The sequence below is a fragment of the Micromonospora sp. WMMD558 genome (assembly GCF_049315255.1).
Taxonomy (GTDB): Bacteria; Actinomycetota; Actinomycetes; order Mycobacteriales; family Micromonosporaceae; genus Micromonospora.
The window spans coordinates 6,237,208-6,251,833 of record NZ_CP186061.1 but is presented as its reverse complement, the minus strand read 5'-3'; the positions used below and the strand labels follow the sequence as shown (position 1 = coordinate 6,251,833).

Genomic DNA, 14,626 nt, shown 5'->3' with positions numbered 1-14,626 from the left:
TCCAGGGCGGCAGGGCGACAGCCGCGACATCGGGATGCCCAGCTCATGTGTTGATCAGATCAACCCCGTGGCGGAAACTCCGCCACGGGGGAGCGGGGCTCCGCGACGACGGCCGCGTCCTTGTCGCCGTCCCCGGCCCGCACCGCCTCGGTGAACCGGTCGGCCGCGCAGGCCGTCACCGCCAGGCCGACACCTCGGGCGTCCGCCTCGTCGACGGCCAGCCGAAGATCCTTCGCCATCAGGTTCACCCGGAACTGCGGGGGCTCGTAGCTGCGGTTGCGCACCATCTCCGCCCGGAACGCCAGGGTCGGGGAGCTGAACCCGCTCGCGGTGAGCGCGGCGAGGAACCGCTCCCGGTCCAGGCCGCTGCTCTCGACGAACGCCACCGCCTCGGCCAGCGCGGCCACCTGGTTGCCGAGGATCAGGTTGAAGGCCAGCTTCAGCGTGCTCGCCGCGCCGACTGGGCCGACGTACCGGATCTCCTGCCCGAGCGTGGCGAGCACGTCGTGCGCCTCCTCCACGCCCGACCGCTCACCGGCGGTGAAGATGCGCAGCTTGCCCTCCTGGGCCATCGGCGGGTTGCCGAGGACGCACGCCTCGATCCGCCGTACGCCCACCCGCGCCAGGCGCTCGCTGGCCTCCGCCGAGTACGCGGGCGACAGGGTCGACGTGTCCACCACCAGCGTGCCGGGTCGCAGGTAGCCGAGCATCTCGCCGAACAGCACCTGCTCGACCGCATTCTGGTCGCTGAGGCTCAGCACGACGATCCGGGCGTTCTCCACGGCCTCGCCGCTGGCGGCGGCGACACGTGCCCCGGCCTCGGCCAGGGGCGCGGCCTTCGCCGCCGTCCGGTTGTGCACCACGAGGGGGTAACCGGCGGCGCGCAGGCACCGCGCCATGCCGGCGCCCATCCCGCCCAGCCCGACGAAGGCCAGCTCTCGGTCGTGACTCATCTGTGGTCCTTTCAGAAGGCGGTCACGGCGAGGCTGTTCGCCGTGAAGGCGACGAGCGCCAGGGCGGTCCGCAGCAGGTGCCAGCGCCGCCACACCGGGCGCGGGTCGGCCCAGTCGGCCGGGATGGCCGCCGGGTCGGTGCGGTGCACGCGCCGGTTGATCGGCACGTTCCGGAAGTGCGAGACCACCGACACCCCGAGCAGGCACACGGCGGCCACCACGATCAGCGCCCGCGGTGCCGGCGCGGTCGTCCGGAACGCGAGCCACAGGTCCAGCAGCGTGCTGCCGAGGACGATCAGCGGCATCGTCGGGTCCCAGTTGCGGCCCAGCAGGGTGTGTGCCTGCACGTACCGGTCGGGGGGCATCGCGGCCAGCGCCGGGACGGTGCTCAGCGCCACGGCGAAGAGCACCCCGGCCACCGTGCCGCTGCCGAGCAGCACCAGGACGTGCAGCGTCTCGGTCACGCCACTCACCCCAGGACGGCGTCGGCGATCAGGTCCGCCTGCGCCGGTTCCGGGACGCACGGGAAGAGGATCAGCTCGTCGCAGCCCACCGCGCGGTAGTCGGCGACGAACGTCCGCAACTGCTGCGCGTCGGTGAGGACGCTCTTCACCGCGATGTCGGCCTTCCAGCCGAGGAAGCCGTAGTAGTCGCGCAGGTACGCGGCGGACCGGTCGGCGGCACCGGGCCCGAGGGCCACGTACGCGATGGCGACCAGCCGGGGCCGGTCCGTCCGCCCCGCCGCCCGCCACGCCTGCCGGGCCCGACCGGCCAGCTCGTCGTACCCGCTGGCGGAGCTGCCACCGGCGATCCACCCGTCGCCGTACGCGGCGGCCCGCCGCATCGCCGCCGGCGAGTGGCCCCCGACCAGCAGCGTCGGGCCGCCGTCCGGGCAGCGGGGGCCCGGCACCAGGGCGTCCGGCCCGCCGTCCCACGACCGCCGCAACTCGCCCAGCAGCGCGTCGAGGCGCCGGCCCCGTTGCTCGTACGGGGTGCCGCACGCCTCGAAGTCGTCCGGCCGGCCGCCGGCCGCCGCACCGACCACCAGCCGCCCGCCGGAGAGCCGGTGCAGGCTCGCCAGTTGCTTGGCCAGCAGCGCCCGGTCACCCCGGTACGCGGCGATGAGGATCGTGGTGGTCAACCGGATCCGGCTGGTCGCGCCGGCCGCCGCGGCCAGCGTCATCAGTGGTTCGTAACCGTCGTACATCAGCCGGTCCAGCACCCCGAGGGAGGCGAAGCCGTGCTTCTCGGCACGGCGCGCCCAGGTGAGCAGATCCGCGCCGGCGATCCCCGGGATCATCGTCGGCAGCCCGATACCTAGCTCCATGTCACCCTCTCGCGTCCGGCGGCAGGCGTGTCAGGGGCACCCAACACCAGTGCGCTGGTCGCTCGCTGGCGGCGCGGCGGGCGGGGTGGGGCGGATGCTCGAGCCCGGCTCGACCGGCGACCCGCACCGGGCGGCGGGGGTCGAGCGGTCGTGGAGGGCCCGCCCAGCCGGCGGTGCTGCCATGGGCCGATGCGGATCCTCTTCACCACCTGGGCATGGCCCTCGCACCTGTACGCGATGGTGCCGCTGGCCTGGTCCTGCCGTACCGCCGGGCACGAGGTGCTGGTGGCCAGCCAGCCCGCCCTGACCGACGTGGCCCTGCGTACCGGCCTGCCGTTCGCCCCGGTCGGCCGCGACGTCGACGCGGAGGCCGCGTTCCGTGAGATCGTCGCCACGCCGCCCGGCGCCAACGGCGGCGGCCCGCGTGTCCTGAAACTCTTCGCCGAGCTGGCCGACGCGATGCTGGACGACCTGGTCGACCTGGCCCGGCGCTGGCGGGCGGACCTGCTGGTGTTCGAGCCGAGCGCCTTCGCCGGGCCGGTCGCCGCCGCCGCGGCGGGCGTGCCGGCGGTCCGGCACCTGTTCGGCACCGACCTGCTCGGCGGTCGGGCCGCGCAGTTCCTGCCGGCCGTGCTCGACCCGCTCGGCGCCCGGTACGGGCTGACCGGGGTGGACCCGTTCGGCGTGGCCACGGTCGACCCGTACCCGGCCGGCCTTCAGCTCCCGCAGGTCGGCTCGCGGCGGCTGCCGCTCGGCCAGGTGCCGTTCAACGGCCCGGGCGTCGTCCCCCCGCCGCTGCCGGAACCCGGCGCGCGTCCCCGGGTCTGCGTCACCTGGGGTACGACGATGGGCCGCCTCGGACCGGACCACTTCCTCGCCGGGACGGTGGTGCGGGCGCTCGCCGACCTCGACGTGGAGGTCGTGGTCGCGGTGAGCCCCGATCAGCGGTCCCTGCTCGGGCCGGTACCCGACGGGGTGCACGTGGTGGCCGGCTCGCCGCTGCACCTGGTGCTGCCCGGCTGCGCCGCCGTCGTCGCCCACGGCGGCGCCGGGTCGCTGCTCACCGCCGTGTCGTACGGGCTGCCGCAGGTGCTCGTTCCCCGGCTGCCCGACCACACGCGGCACTCCGCCCGGCTCGCCGAGACCGGGGCCGGCCTGGTGGTGCCGGCGAAGGACGCCGACCCGGCCGCGGTGGTCACCGCCCTGCGGCGGGTGCTGGCCGAGCCCGGGTTCCGGGAGGCGGCCGACCGGCTGCGCCGGGAGTTGGCCGCCCAGCCGTCGCCCGCGCAGGTGGTGGCGGAGCTGGAGCGGCTCGTGGTGGCCGCGCCCCGCTGACCGGGGACGGTCGACCACGGTGCGAGCGGTGGTGGATCCCGCCCTGTGACCCTCGGCGGGCGTCCGGACCGGGAACGCGACGACGAGTACGAGACGTACGGGAGTGACCGAATGAATTCCACACCCCAGTTCGAGCACGAGTCCTTCGCCCGGCGGCACCGGGGTGGCATGCTGCTGGAACGGCACGGCATCGACCTCTACCCGCACCCGTTCCTCGGGTTCACGCTCGCGCCGGGCCTTCGGTCGGACATGCTGAACACCGACGACGCGGGGTTCCGGCTCTCCGACTCCCCGTACGGCACGGTGGACTCGGCGAGCTGGCTGGCCGCCGGCGGCGGCGGGATCCTGCTCGGCAACTCGGTGGCCCTCGCGCTCGCCGCGTCGTCGGACGCCACCACCGTGGCGTCGTACCTGGCCGGGCTGACCGGGGTGCGGCAGCTCAACCTGGGCCTCTGCGCGGCGGTGTCGCTCCAGGAACTGGTGGCCGCCGTGCCGTTCCTGGAGAAGGCGTCCACCGTGGTCATCATCGGCGGCGGGCCGGATTTCGTGAACCTGGTCGGCTCGCTGACCCCGGACAACCTCTACGGCACGGTGTCGTACGAGCGCACCTTCGACGACCTGACGCAGGTGCCGCTGTTCGACCTGGCGGTACTCGCCGCCGGCAAGACGGTGCCCGACCTGGACGCGGTGCGCCGTCCCCGCACCACCACGCCCGCCTGGGACCTCGCCCAGGTGCGTGAACGGATGGCCGTGGCGGCGGCACGCCGGCTGCGGGACCTGCGGGTCCTCGCCAAGGCGGTGCCCGCCGGCACCCGCGTGCTGCTCTGCCTCCAGCCGCTGGCCTCCACCCGTACCCGCGACATCACTCCCGAGGAGCGGGCGCGCTACGACTTCGACGCGCCCGTCTTCGGCATCCTGCACAGCGCGATCGAGGAGAACTGGAAGGCGTACGCGGACGTGCTCGCCGCCGGCTGCGCCGAGCTCGGGGTGTCCTTCCTGGACCTGGCGGCGGACCGGTTCGTCGGCGACTCGTTCGCCGACACCGTGCACCTCACCGACGCCGGTAACCGGCAGGCGGCGGAGCTGATCCAGACGGCGCTGGGCGGCGGGGGCGCAACGGCCGTCGTACCGTCGCCGCGGGTCGCGGCCGAGCCGGCGCCCGTGGTCACGGCCGCGCCGGTGGCGGACACCGCACCGGCCGGGGCGGACGACGACCGGACGGCGCAACTCGCGGCTGTCGTGACCGAGATCCTCGAACTGGAACCCGGGCAGCTCACCCCCGACGGCGACTTCATCAACGACTACGGCGCCGACTCCATGCTCGTCATCGACATCCTGGCCCGGATCGAGGTGGACCTGGGGGTACGCATCCCCGACGCCGACATCCCCAAGATGACGAGCCTGGCGGCGGTGGTGGCCCTGGTCGAGGAGAACGCCAATGAGACGGAAGCGGTCGCCTGAACCTGGGCAGCCGGCGGGCGGCGCCGTACGGACCGGCCCGCCCGCGCCGTCCCGGGGACCCGGCCGGGTCGTCCTCGCCGGGGACTGGCCCGCCCCGCGGGCCGCGGCGCTGCGCGCGCTGCTCACCGTCGTCGACGACCCCTGCTCCCCGGTCGACTGGCTGCTCGTCGCCGTCGGCGCCGGGCCACCGCCGCCCAACGCGCTGCCCCGGCCGGCGCAGCCGCGCCGCCCGCGGGTGGCCGTCGTCGACCCCGGCGGCCGGTGGCCGGAGGGCGCGGACAGCGACGTCTACCTCGCCGGTGACGTCGAACCGGGAGAGCTGGTGGCCGCGCTGCGGCTGGCCGGCACCGAGTTCACCATCCGCCGGGTGGCGACGCCGGCGCGGCGGGGACTCCCGGCCGGGCTGACCGGCCGCGAGGTGGAGCTGCTGCGGGCGCTCTGCGCCGGTCTGGGCAACGACCAGATCGCCCGGCAGCTGCACATCTCGCGCAGCACGGTGGAGTTCCACCTCACCCGCATCTTCCGCAAGCTGGAGGTGTCCAGCCGGGCCGAGGCCATCGTCCGGGCCCTCCGGTACGACCCAAGCCTGGCCGCCGCCGGCCGCCACTGACGCCGCCTGCGGCGCTGCGGGCACGATCGTGGAGGGTGCCGTCACCGGCAGGGTCAGCCGACCGGGGTCGGCACCCGGGCACCGGGGGCCAGGACGGCGCAGGCCACCTGGCCGTCGGGGTCGATGGAGGTGACGAGGGTGACGCCGGGCGAGGGCTCCGCGCCGGCCTCGACGATCGCCGCGGCCACGCCGAACGCCGCGGACGCGCCGTAGGTGTCGCCGACGCGGGTCGCCGGGTCCAGCACGGGTACGCCGGGCACGACGTCGGTGAGGACCGCCGTCTCGTCGTCGGCGTACCGGCCGGGGGCGGCGGCGCCCCGGACGACCGTGGCGACGTCCCCGGCGGTGACGCCGGCCTGCCGCAGCGCCCGGGTCACCGCGCGGTGCAGCGCCGCCCGCCCCCCGTCCGGCTCGGGGAAGAAGCCGGCGGTCAGGGCCAGCGGGGCGGCCAGGACCCGCCGGCCGGCCCGCTCGGCGGACTCCGCCGTCTCCACCAGGAACACGCAACAGCCCTCGCCGGTCAGGGCGGGCGCCCGGTCGGCGGCTGTCTCCAGCCGCAGCCGGCGCGGGCTGAGCGCCTCGAACGCGCCGGCCAGCACGACGTCCGCGCGGCCGGCCGCGACCAGCCGGCGGGCACAGCCCAGGGCGGTGAGCCCGGTCGCCCGGCCGGAGGTCACGGTGACGTTCGGGCCACGCAGGTCGAAACGGATGGCGGCCTGGCTGCTGGTGTAGTTCATGATGCCCGGCGGCATCAGATTGTGGTCGATGAAGTGCGGCTTGGCGCCGGCCAGCGAGCCACCGGACACGGCCAGGTACGAGTCGAGGCTGGCCAGCGCGCTGCCGAGGACCACGCCGCGCCGGGCGGCGGGCACGTCACCCAGGTCGTACGTGGCGAGCAGCGCCCCGACCGTGCCGACCGCCAGGGCGGACGAGCGTTCCTTGAGCCGGACCCGGCGGTTCGGGGTGAAGTCGTCGCCGGCCAGCTCGGGCAGCCGGGCGACCGGCGGGTCCTCGCCGGGGGCGGCGGTGGGACGGCCGGCACGCCACCCGGCCGTGAACGGCCCGGTTCCGAGCCCGAACGGCGAGACGACGGCCAGGCCGGAGATAACCACGTTCATGCGTCGGCTCCAGGTGCCTCGGGGCGCGGACCGGCCTCGCCGGGGCCGCGCAGGACCAGGGTGGCGTTGTTGCCGCCGAAGCCCAGCGAGTTCACCAGCGCCGTGCGGACGGCGGACGGCCGGGCCACGTTGGGTACGCAGTCGACCTGGCAGTCCGGGTCGGGCTCGCGGAAGTTCACCGTGGGCGGCAGGAACTGGTGCTGCATCGCGAGCAGCGCGGCGATGGCGGTGTGGGCGCCGACGGCGCCCATGGTGTGGCCGATCATCGACTTGACCCCGACCACCGGGGGCGGGGGCCGCACGCCGAAGACGTCCCGGATGGCACCCACCTCCATCGGGTCGCTGGCCCGGGTACCGGTGGCGTGGGCGAAGATCACGTCCAGCTCGGCGGCGTCGACCCCGGCGTCGGCCAGGGCGCCCGCCATGCACTCGGCGACACGTTCCCGTACCGGGGCGGTGGGGTGGTCGGCGTCGCAGTTGAGGTGCAGGCCGAGCACCTCGGCGAGGATCGGGGCGCCCCGCCGCCGGGCGTGGTCGAGGCTCTCCAGGACCAGCATGGCGGCGCCCTCGCCCCACATCGTGCCGTCGCGCTCCCGGTCGAAGGGCCGGCACCGCTCGTGGGCCATCGCTCCCATCCGGACGAAGCCGGCGAACGCCATCCGGTTGACCGAGTCGGCGCCGCCGCAGATCGCGTACTCGGCGTCGCCGGAGCGGATCGCGTCCACGCCGTAGCTGATCGCGTAGTTGCCGGCCGCGCACGCGGTGGGGATGGTCAGGGTCTCGACGTCGCGCAGGTCGAGCTCGGCCGCGGCGGCGGTGGCGAGGCGCCCGGGCTGGAGCAGCCGCGCGAGGTCCCCGGGCGGCACGGCGTCCGGTTCGCGCAGCTCGACCTCGGCGAGCGCGTCGAGGTCGAGCGACTGCCCGCACGTGGTGCCGACGGCGATCAGGCCGCCCTCGTCGCGGACGGCGGCGGGGTCGAGGGCCGCGTCGCGCACGGCCATCCGGGACGCCGCGGCGGCGAGGGCCGCCACCTGGCCGCTGGCCTTCGGGTCGAGGCGTTCCAGCACCGACGCCGGGTCGAAGTCGGTGACCTCGCAGGCGTGGTCGTGCGGGAAACCGGTGGCGTCCCATTTGCTGATCGGTTTCGCGCCGCACCGTCCCTCCCGCAGGCCGGCGAGGAATTCCGCCCGTCCGGATCCGATGCTGGAAATGACACCGAAACCGGTGATGACGACCCGGCCGGCCGGGTCATGGCTCCAATTCTTTCCGTTCGCGTGGAGAACTCGGGGACTCGTCAACGCGGCCTCCGGAATGGGTGGGGACACCGGCCCCATTGTCGGCGGCGGGGCCTCCGGCAACCACTGTGTGAATCCCTAGTGGCGGGCGACCGCACCGGCTCTCACCAGGCAGGTCATGCGGTACGCGGATCACCTCGTCGAGCGGCTGTCGAGGCCGGCGCGGTCCGGTGTACGTGGACGGCGCCGGCGTCGGCGGCCCCGTCGAGGCGTCGAGCAGCGTTCGACCGTCCCTGCCGGGGGATGCCGCATCATCGGCGCAACGAGTGAGAGGTGATTGGTGTGCATCGAACGCTGATCGTTGCCCGGATGGCCCCTGAGAAAGCGGACGACGTGGCCAAGATATTCGCCAGCTCGGACTCCACCGATCTGCCGCGGATGATCGGCGTCACGCGCCGTACGCTCTTCCGTTTCCACGACCTGTACTTCCACCTGGTGGAGGCCGACGAGGACATCTCGCCCCGGCTGTACCAGGCGCGGAGCCACCCCCTCTACGGGCAGATCAACGAGCAGCTGTCCCACCACATCCGGCCGTACGACCCGAACTGGCGCGAGCCGAAGGACGCCATGGCCGATCCGTTCTACGTCTGGGAGGCCCCCGGTGAGTGAACTCGCGCAGACCCCCACCCGCCCGCTGCGGGTCTCCGCCAACGACGTTCCGGCGAACCGGCGGCGGGGCGGGGACATCCGGGTGGTGCTCAGCCCGAAGACGGTCGGGTCCACCTCCGGCTTCATGGGGACCCTGACCCTCGCCCCGGGCGAGTACGTGACCGAGCACTACCACCCGTACTCGGAGGAGTTCCTGCTGGTCGTGAGTGGCCGGCTGACCGCCCGGGTGGAGGACGCCGGCGAGGTCGACCTCGTCCCCGGCGAGGGCCTGCTGGTGCCGATCGGCAAGCGCCACCGAGTGTGGAACGCCGGCGCCGAGGAGGTGCGGGCGGTGTTCCACCTCAGCCCGCTCGCCCCCCGGCCCGAGCTGGGGCACGTCGACACCGAGGAGCTGCCCGCCGCCTCCGGTGGCGCCCCGGTCCCGGACGTGGGGGGCCCGCGCCGATGACCGGACACCGTCGGGTGGTCGTGACGGGCATCGGCGTGGTGGCGCCCGGGGGCATCGGGACCAAGGCGTACTGGGACCTGCTCACCGCCGGGCGCACCGCCACCCGTCCCATCACCCTCTTCGACGCCTCGCACTTCCGGTCCCGGATCGCGGCCGAGTGCGACTTCGACCCGGCCGCGAACGGGCTGAGCCCCCAGGAGATCCGCCGGATGGACCGGGCGGCGCAGTTCGCCGTGGTCTCCGCCCGCGAGGCGTGGGCGGACAGCGGGCTGGAGGACGCCGACGTGCCGCCGGAGCGGACCGGTGTGAGCATCGGCAGCGCGGTCGGCTGCACCACCGGACTGGAGGAGGAGTACCTGGTCCTCAGCGACGGCGGCCGGCGCTGGCTGGTCGACCCCGCGTACACGGTGCCGCAGCTGTACGGGTACATGGTGCCGAGCACCATGGCCACCGAGGTGGCCTGGACGGTCGGCGCCGAGGGCCCGGTGTCGCTGATCTCCACCGGCTGCACGGCCGGGCTGGACGCGGTCGGCAACGGGGCGAGCCTCATCTGGTCGGGGCGGGCCGACGTCGTCGTCGCGGGCGCGACCGACGCGCCGCTGTCGCCGATCACCGCCGCCTGCTTCGACGCGATCAAGGCGACCTCGCCGGACAACGACGACGCGGCCCACGCGTCCCGCCCGTTCGACGCGAAGCGGCGCGGCTTCGTCCTCGGCGAGGGGTCCGCCGTGCTGATCCTGGAGGAGCGCGAGGCCGCGCGCCGCCGGGGTGCCCACGTCTACGCCGAGATCGCCGGGTACGCCAGCCGGAGCAACGCGTACCACATGACCGGGCTGAAGCCGGACGGCCGGGAGATGGCCGAGGCGATCCGGCAGGCCCTGGCGGCGGCCCGGCTCGACCCGTCGGACATCGACTACATCAACGCGCACGGCTCCGGCACCCGGCAGAACGACCGGCACGAGACCGCCGCGTTCAAACGGGCGCTGGGCGACCGCGCGTACCAGGTGCCGGTCAGCTCGATCAAGTCGATGGTCGGGCACTCGCTCGGCGCGATCGGCTCGATCGAGGTCGCGGCGTGCGCGCTGGCGCTGGAGGAGCAGGTGGTGCCGCCGACGGCCAACCTGCGCAACCCGGACCCGGAGTGCGACCTGGACTACGTGCCGATCACCGCGCGGGAGCACCGGATGCGGGGCGTGCTCAGCGTCGGCAGCGGCTTCGGCGGCTTCCAGACGGCGATGGTCATCACGAAGGACCGCGGGGAGGATCCGCGATGAACCGGACGGCCGTGGTGACCGGGATCGGCGTCACCGCCCCGAACGGGCTGGGCACCGAGGCGTACTGGGCGGCGACGCTCGCCGGCCGCAGCGGCATCGGCCGGATCAGCCGCTTCGACCCGACCGGCTACCCGGTGCGGCTGGCCGGCGAGGTCCACGACTTCGACGCCGCCGCGCACGTCCCGAGCCGGCTCATCCCGCAGACCGACAACTGGACCCACCTGGGCCTCACCGCCGCCGCGTGGGCTCTCGACGACGCCGGCGCCGACCCGGCGGGGTTCCCCGAGTACGAGATGGCCGTCGTCACCGCCAGCTCGTCCGGCGGTACGGAGTTCGGGCAGCGGGAGATCGAGCGGCTCTGGACGAAGGGACCGTCGTGGGTCGGGGCGTACCAGTCGATCGCCTGGTTCTACGCGGCCACCACCGGGCAGATCTCCATCCGGCACGGGATGCGCGGTCCGTGCGGTGTGGTGTGCAGCGAGCAGGCCGGGGCGCTGGACGCCGCCGGGCAGGCCCGGGCGCTCGTCCAGCAGGGGACCCGGCTGGTCGTCACCGGCGGCACCGACGCGTCGCTGTGCCCGTACGGGCTGACGGCACAGCTCAGCAAGGGCACCCTCAGCGGCGGCGACGATCCGGAGCGGGCGTACCGGCCGTTCGACGCCGACGCCGGTGGCTACGTGCCGGGTGAGGGCGGGGCCATGCTGATCGTCGAGGACGCCGCCGACGCGCGGGTTCGCCGCGCGCCGAAGGTGTACGGCGTGATCGCCGGGCAGGGGTCCACCTTCGACCCGCGGCCCGGCTCCGGCCGGGAACCCGGCCTGCGGCGGGCGATCGAGCTGGCGTTGGCCGACGCGGGCGTCGCACCCTCCGACGTGGACGTGGTGTTCGCCGACGCGGCCGGGGTGCCGGACGCCGACCGGGCGGAGGCGGCGGCGATCAGCGCTGTGTTCGGTCCGGTCGGGGTGCCGGTGACCGCGCCGAAGACGATGACCGGCCGGCTCTACGCCGGCGGCGCCGCGCTGGACCTGGCGTGCGCCCTGCTCGCCCTCCGGGACCAGGTGATCCCCCCGACCGTCGGGGTGGCGCGGCTGGCACCGGGGTGTGACCTGGACCTGGTGCGGGATGTGCCCCGGGAGGCGCGCCTGCGCACGGCGCTGGTCGTCGCCCGCGGGTACGGCGGCTTCAACGCCGCCGCGGTCGTCACCGCGGCGGGCTGACCGGAGCGGCCGGCCGGGCGGTGACCCGGGCCGGCGTCGAGTGAGGAGAGACAGCAGCATGGCAGGACACACGGACAACGCGATCGTGATCGACGCGCCGATGGACGTGGTGTGGGACATGACCAACGACGTGGCGTCGTGGCCGCAGCTGTTCAGCGAGTACGCCGCCGCGGAGATCCTCGAACGGGACGGCGACAGCGTCACCTTCCGGCTCACCATGCACCCCGACGAGGACGGCACGGTGTGGAGCTGGGTGTCGAAGCGCACCGTCGACCGGGAGCGCCGCGAGGTCCGGGCCCACCGGATCGAGACCGGCCCGTTCGAGTACATGAACATCCACTGGACGTACGCCGAGGTCGACGGCGGGGTGCGGATGCGCTGGGTGCAGGACTTCCACATGAAGCCGCAGGCGCCCGTCGACGACGACGCGATGACCGCGCACCTGAACCGCAACACGGTGATCCAGATGAACCGGATCAAGGGGCTGGTCGAGGCCGCGGCGGCCGCGCGCGGCCCGGTGGCCCGGGCGAGCTGAGCCGACGAGCCCAGGAGGAGCAGGATGTACGACGAAGAGGTCCCGGTACTGATCGTGGGCGCCGGCCCGGTGGGCCTGTCCACGGCGGTCTTCCTCGGCCGGCACGGCGTGCCCACCCTGGTGGTGGAGAAGCGGCCCAACACGTCCCGGCTGCCCCGCGCCCCGGGTCTGCAGGCGCGCACCATGGAGCTGTTCCGTGCCGCCGGCATCGGCCCGGACATCCGGGCTCTGGAGATCGGTGACTCGCACCGCTACTTCGAGGGCGGGATCCTGCGGGTCAGCACGTACTCCGACATCGCGAACGCCCAGGTGCTGGAGGCGCCGTCGCTGGACGGTCCGGAGATCAGCCCGGAGCGGGTGATGGGCTGTGGCCAGGACCGCTACGAGGTGGTGCTGGCGGCCAAGGCGAAGGAGTTCGGCTCGGAGATCCGCTTCGGTGCCCGACTGACCGCCGTCGACCAGGACGGGGACGGCGTGACCGCGACGGTGACCGACGAGGGCGGCGTCGAGCGGACGGTCCGGGCCCGCTACCTGGTCGGCGCCGACGGGGCCGGCAGTTCGGTGCGGGGTCTGCTGGGCGTGGGCCGGTCGGGTCGCGGTTCGGTGTTCCACGCGCTGAGCATCTACTTCCGCGCCCCCGAGCTGGAGCGGATCCTCGCCGACCGGCCGTTCATCCTCTGCTACGCCACGGTGGGCGGGACGATGACCGGGCTGTCCCGGCTGCACGGCTGCGACCCGTGGCTGGCCGCGCCGGTCTACCACCCGGACCGGGGCGAGTCGCCGGAGGACTTCACCGACGAGCGGTGCGTGCGGATCGTCCGGGAGGCCGCCGGCCGGCCCGACATGGCGGTCGAGGTGGTGGCCAAGGTGCCGTGGGAGGGCTCGCAGCTGGTCGCGGACCGGTTCCGGGTCGGCCGGGTCTTCCTGGCCGGCGACGCGGCGCACGTGCACCCGCCGGCCGGCGGGTTCGGCGCCAACACCGGCATTCACGACGCGCACAACCTGGCGTGGAAGCTGGCCGCCGAACTGCACGGGTGGGGCACCTCCGCGCTGCTGGACACGTACCACCAGGAGCGGCACGCGGTGGGCTCGGCGATGGCGGAGCAGGCCATGGTCCGTAACCGCATCCGGCACGGGCAGAGCGACGGCCGGCCGGAGAAGGAGATGGTCGACGACATCATCATCACGCTCGGCTACCGGTACCGGTCGGCCGCCGTGCTCGCCGACGACCACCCGCCGGTGCTGACCGCGCCGCTGACCCTGGCCGGCGAGCCGGGCACCCGGGCCCCGCACCTGTGGCTGCGTTCCGGTGACCGGGAGCTGTCCACGATCGACCTGTTCTGGGAATCGTTCGTGCTGGTCAGTGGCGCGGAGGACGACGGCTGGCACGAGGCGGCGGTCCGCCTGGCGGCGCGGACGTCGGTGCCGCTGCGGTCGGTGCGGGTCGGTCCGGGCGGTGACGTCGCCACGACGGGCGCCGACTGGGCGGCCGCGTTCGGCGTCTCCTCGCGCGGGGCCGTGCTGGTGCGGCCGGACGCGTTCGTGGCCTGGCGCAGCGTCGAGGGCTCCGGCGAGCCGGAGAAGGTGCTCACCGACGTGCTCGCCGAGGTGTCCGGCGCCGAGCGGCTGACCCCGGCGGCGACGTGACGGCCGGGCCGGCGACCCGGGCGCGGCCCCAGGACGAACTGGCGGCGCTCGCGGCGCCGCTGGTGGCGCGGGTCACCGCCCACCCGTTCTGGGCCGGGCTGCGCGACGGGACGCTCCCGCCGGAGGCGCTGTGGTGGTTCGCCGAGCAGGACGCCCGGTACGTCGTCCCGGCGTACGCGCGGGCGCTGGCCCGGTGCGCGGCGGGTGCCGACCGGTTGGAGCACGCCGGCCTGCTGGCCGGGGCGGCGCAGGCCACGGTGGGCTCGCTGCCCCGGCTGGACCGGGAGTTGGGCCGGCTGGCGGAGACGCTCGGCCGGCCCGCCGGCCCGGCGTTCGCCGGCCCCGCGCCAGCGGTGCACGCGTACACGTCGGTCATGCTCGCGGCGCCGGTGACGTCGTTCGCGGCGGGCGTCGGCGCGCTGCTGCCGATGAGCTGGTTCCACCTGCTCGTCTCCGACGACCTGCGGGAACGGGCCGACCGGTCGTCGCGCTACGGGCCGTGGATCGAGCAGTACCTGGCGTACGACGGGTTCGCCGACTACGTGGCCGCCTGGCTGGCGATGGTCGACGAGGTCGTCGAGGCGGGCGGTGACGGCAACCGGACCCGGCTCGTCGAGTGGTTCTTGACTGGTGCTCGCTGTGAGTGGGAGTTCGCGGACGCAGCGTGGCGGCGGCAGGGCTGGGCGGTGTAGCGGCCGGTTGGGGAATCCCAACCGTCGAGCCCAGATCGAGACGGGAAATCCACCATGGACGGGCTACCGCCCGTCCGCACCGGCCCTCGTCCCCGCAGCTCAGGG

At 74.7% G+C, this 14,626-nt stretch carries 15 protein-coding genes; 10 read left to right on the top strand and 5 right to left on the bottom strand.

Annotated features, from left to right (window positions below):
* Positions 1-59: 59 nt before the first annotated feature.
* Genes ACN26Y_RS29515 through ACN26Y_RS29505 form a run of 3 tightly spaced genes read right to left on the bottom strand, consistent with a single transcriptional unit; the run spans position 60 to position 2,280 of the window.
* Positions 60-953 carry an NAD(P)-dependent oxidoreductase gene (locus tag ACN26Y_RS29515; protein WP_422733966.1) on the bottom strand — a complete coding sequence of 298 codons (894 nt, stop codon included), beginning with the start codon at positions 951-953 and terminating at the stop codon, positions 60-62.
* An 11-nt stretch (positions 954-964) separates the two neighbouring features.
* The gene (locus ACN26Y_RS29510; RefSeq protein WP_155333343.1) at positions 965-1,417 is read right to left on the bottom strand and encodes a DUF1772 domain-containing protein; all 453 of its coding nucleotides are present in this window, start codon (positions 1,415-1,417) and stop codon (positions 965-967) included.
* 5 nt (positions 1,418-1,422) lie between these two features.
* Entirely contained in the window at positions 1,423-2,280 is an 858-nt protein-coding gene (locus ACN26Y_RS29505) for an LLM class flavin-dependent oxidoreductase (protein ID WP_155333342.1), read from the bottom strand.
* Between the two features lie 189 nt (positions 2,281-2,469).
* On the opposite strand from ACN26Y_RS29505, the gene ACN26Y_RS29500 reads away from it, so the two are divergent.
* The 3 genes from ACN26Y_RS29500 to ACN26Y_RS29490 all read left to right on the top strand — a co-directional run bounded on the left by ACN26Y_RS29500 (position 2,470) and on the right by ACN26Y_RS29490 (position 5,686).
* Positions 2,470-3,615 (top strand): nucleotide disphospho-sugar-binding domain-containing protein, encoded by a 1,146-nt coding sequence (locus tag ACN26Y_RS29500; RefSeq protein ID WP_155333341.1) that lies wholly within the window; start codon positions 2,470-2,472, stop codon positions 3,613-3,615.
* A 111-nt stretch (positions 3,616-3,726) separates the two neighbouring features.
* Complete coding sequence (locus tag ACN26Y_RS29495; RefSeq protein WP_230688826.1) at positions 3,727-5,076, top strand: acyl carrier protein; 1,350 nt, start codon at positions 3,727-3,729, stop codon at positions 5,074-5,076.
* A complete protein-coding gene (locus ACN26Y_RS29490) occupies positions 5,054-5,686 on the top strand; it encodes a helix-turn-helix transcriptional regulator (protein ID WP_155333340.1) in 633 nt (210 codons plus the stop codon). Before ACN26Y_RS29495 ends, ACN26Y_RS29490 begins: the two co-directional genes overlap by 23 nt.
* 53 nt (positions 5,687-5,739) lie before the next feature.
* On the opposite strand, the gene ACN26Y_RS29485 is transcribed toward ACN26Y_RS29490, so the two are convergent.
* Together ACN26Y_RS29485 and ACN26Y_RS29480 are read right to left on the bottom strand one after the other, a co-directional pair.
* A complete protein-coding gene (locus tag ACN26Y_RS29485; protein ID WP_155333339.1) occupies positions 5,740-6,804 on the bottom strand; it encodes a beta-ketoacyl synthase N-terminal-like domain-containing protein in 1,065 nt (354 codons plus the stop codon).
* Positions 6,801-8,129: a beta-ketoacyl-[acyl-carrier-protein] synthase family protein gene (locus ACN26Y_RS29480; protein ID WP_230688825.1), complete on the bottom strand. Its 1,329-nt coding sequence runs from the start codon at positions 8,127-8,129 to the stop codon at positions 6,801-6,803. Before ACN26Y_RS29480 ends, ACN26Y_RS29485 begins: the two co-directional genes overlap by 4 nt.
* Before the next feature lie 243 nt (positions 8,130-8,372).
* Between ACN26Y_RS29480 and ACN26Y_RS29475 the strand changes: the two genes are divergently transcribed.
* Genes ACN26Y_RS29475 through ACN26Y_RS29445 form a run of 7 tightly spaced genes read left to right on the top strand, consistent with a single transcriptional unit; the run spans position 8,373 to position 14,521 of the window.
* Complete coding sequence (locus ACN26Y_RS29475) at positions 8,373-8,708, top strand: TcmI family type II polyketide cyclase (RefSeq protein WP_366597785.1); 336 nt, start codon at positions 8,373-8,375, stop codon at positions 8,706-8,708.
* Entirely contained in the window at positions 8,701-9,156 is a 456-nt protein-coding gene (locus tag ACN26Y_RS29470; protein ID WP_155333337.1) for a cupin domain-containing protein, read from the top strand. Before ACN26Y_RS29475 ends, ACN26Y_RS29470 begins: the two co-directional genes overlap by 8 nt.
* Positions 9,153-10,430: a beta-ketoacyl-[acyl-carrier-protein] synthase family protein gene (locus tag ACN26Y_RS29465; RefSeq protein WP_155333336.1), complete on the top strand. Its 1,278-nt coding sequence runs from the start codon at positions 9,153-9,155 to the stop codon at positions 10,428-10,430. Before ACN26Y_RS29470 ends, ACN26Y_RS29465 begins: the two co-directional genes overlap by 4 nt.
* Positions 10,427-11,647, top strand: a complete 1,221-nt coding sequence (locus tag ACN26Y_RS29460) for a ketosynthase chain-length factor (RefSeq protein ID WP_155333335.1) — start codon at positions 10,427-10,429, stop codon at positions 11,645-11,647. Before ACN26Y_RS29465 ends, ACN26Y_RS29460 begins: the two co-directional genes overlap by 4 nt.
* A gap of 58 nt (positions 11,648-11,705) precedes the next feature.
* Positions 11,706-12,182 carry an SRPBCC family protein gene (locus ACN26Y_RS29455; protein WP_155333334.1) on the top strand — a complete coding sequence of 159 codons (477 nt, stop codon included), beginning with the start codon at positions 11,706-11,708 and terminating at the stop codon, positions 12,180-12,182.
* Positions 12,183-12,206: 24 nt separating this feature from the next.
* Entirely contained in the window at positions 12,207-13,829 is a 1,623-nt protein-coding gene (locus ACN26Y_RS29450; protein ID WP_155333333.1) for an FAD-dependent monooxygenase, read from the top strand.
* Positions 13,826-14,521: a TenA family protein gene (locus ACN26Y_RS29445; RefSeq protein ID WP_422733965.1), complete on the top strand. Its 696-nt coding sequence runs from the start codon at positions 13,826-13,828 to the stop codon at positions 14,519-14,521. The genes ACN26Y_RS29450 and ACN26Y_RS29445 overlap by 4 nt, the downstream gene beginning before the upstream one ends.
* Positions 14,522-14,626: the final 105 nt, after the last annotated feature.

Bases quoted from the DNA above. Each gene is read 5' to 3' on its own strand.
- ACN26Y_RS29515 (WP_422733966.1), bottom strand. From the start codon at position 953: ATGAGTCACGACCGAGAGCTGGCCTTCGTCGGGCTGGGCGGGATGGGC.
- ACN26Y_RS29505 (WP_155333342.1), bottom strand. From the start codon at position 2,280: ATGGAGCTAGGTATCGGGCTGCCGACGATGATCCCGGGGATCGCCGGC.
- ACN26Y_RS29500 (WP_155333341.1), top strand. From the start codon at position 2,470: ATGCGGATCCTCTTCACCACCTGGGCATGGCCCTCGCACCTGTACGCG.
- ACN26Y_RS29465 (WP_155333336.1), top strand. From the start codon at position 9,153: ATGACCGGACACCGTCGGGTGGTCGTGACGGGCATCGGCGTGGTGGCG.
- ACN26Y_RS29485 (WP_155333339.1), bottom strand. From the start codon at position 6,804: ATGAACGTGGTTATCTCCGGCCTGGCCGTCGTCTCGCCGTTCGGGCTC.
- ACN26Y_RS29460 (WP_155333335.1), top strand. From the start codon at position 10,427: ATGAACCGGACGGCCGTGGTGACCGGGATCGGCGTCACCGCCCCGAAC.
- ACN26Y_RS29455 (WP_155333334.1), top strand. From the start codon at position 11,706: ATGGCAGGACACACGGACAACGCGATCGTGATCGACGCGCCGATGGAC.
- ACN26Y_RS29495 (WP_230688826.1), top strand. From the start codon at position 3,727: ATGAATTCCACACCCCAGTTCGAGCACGAGTCCTTCGCCCGGCGGCAC.
- ACN26Y_RS29450 (WP_155333333.1), top strand. From the start codon at position 12,207: ATGTACGACGAAGAGGTCCCGGTACTGATCGTGGGCGCCGGCCCGGTG.
- ACN26Y_RS29490 (WP_155333340.1), top strand. From the start codon at position 5,054: ATGAGACGGAAGCGGTCGCCTGAACCTGGGCAGCCGGCGGGCGGCGCC.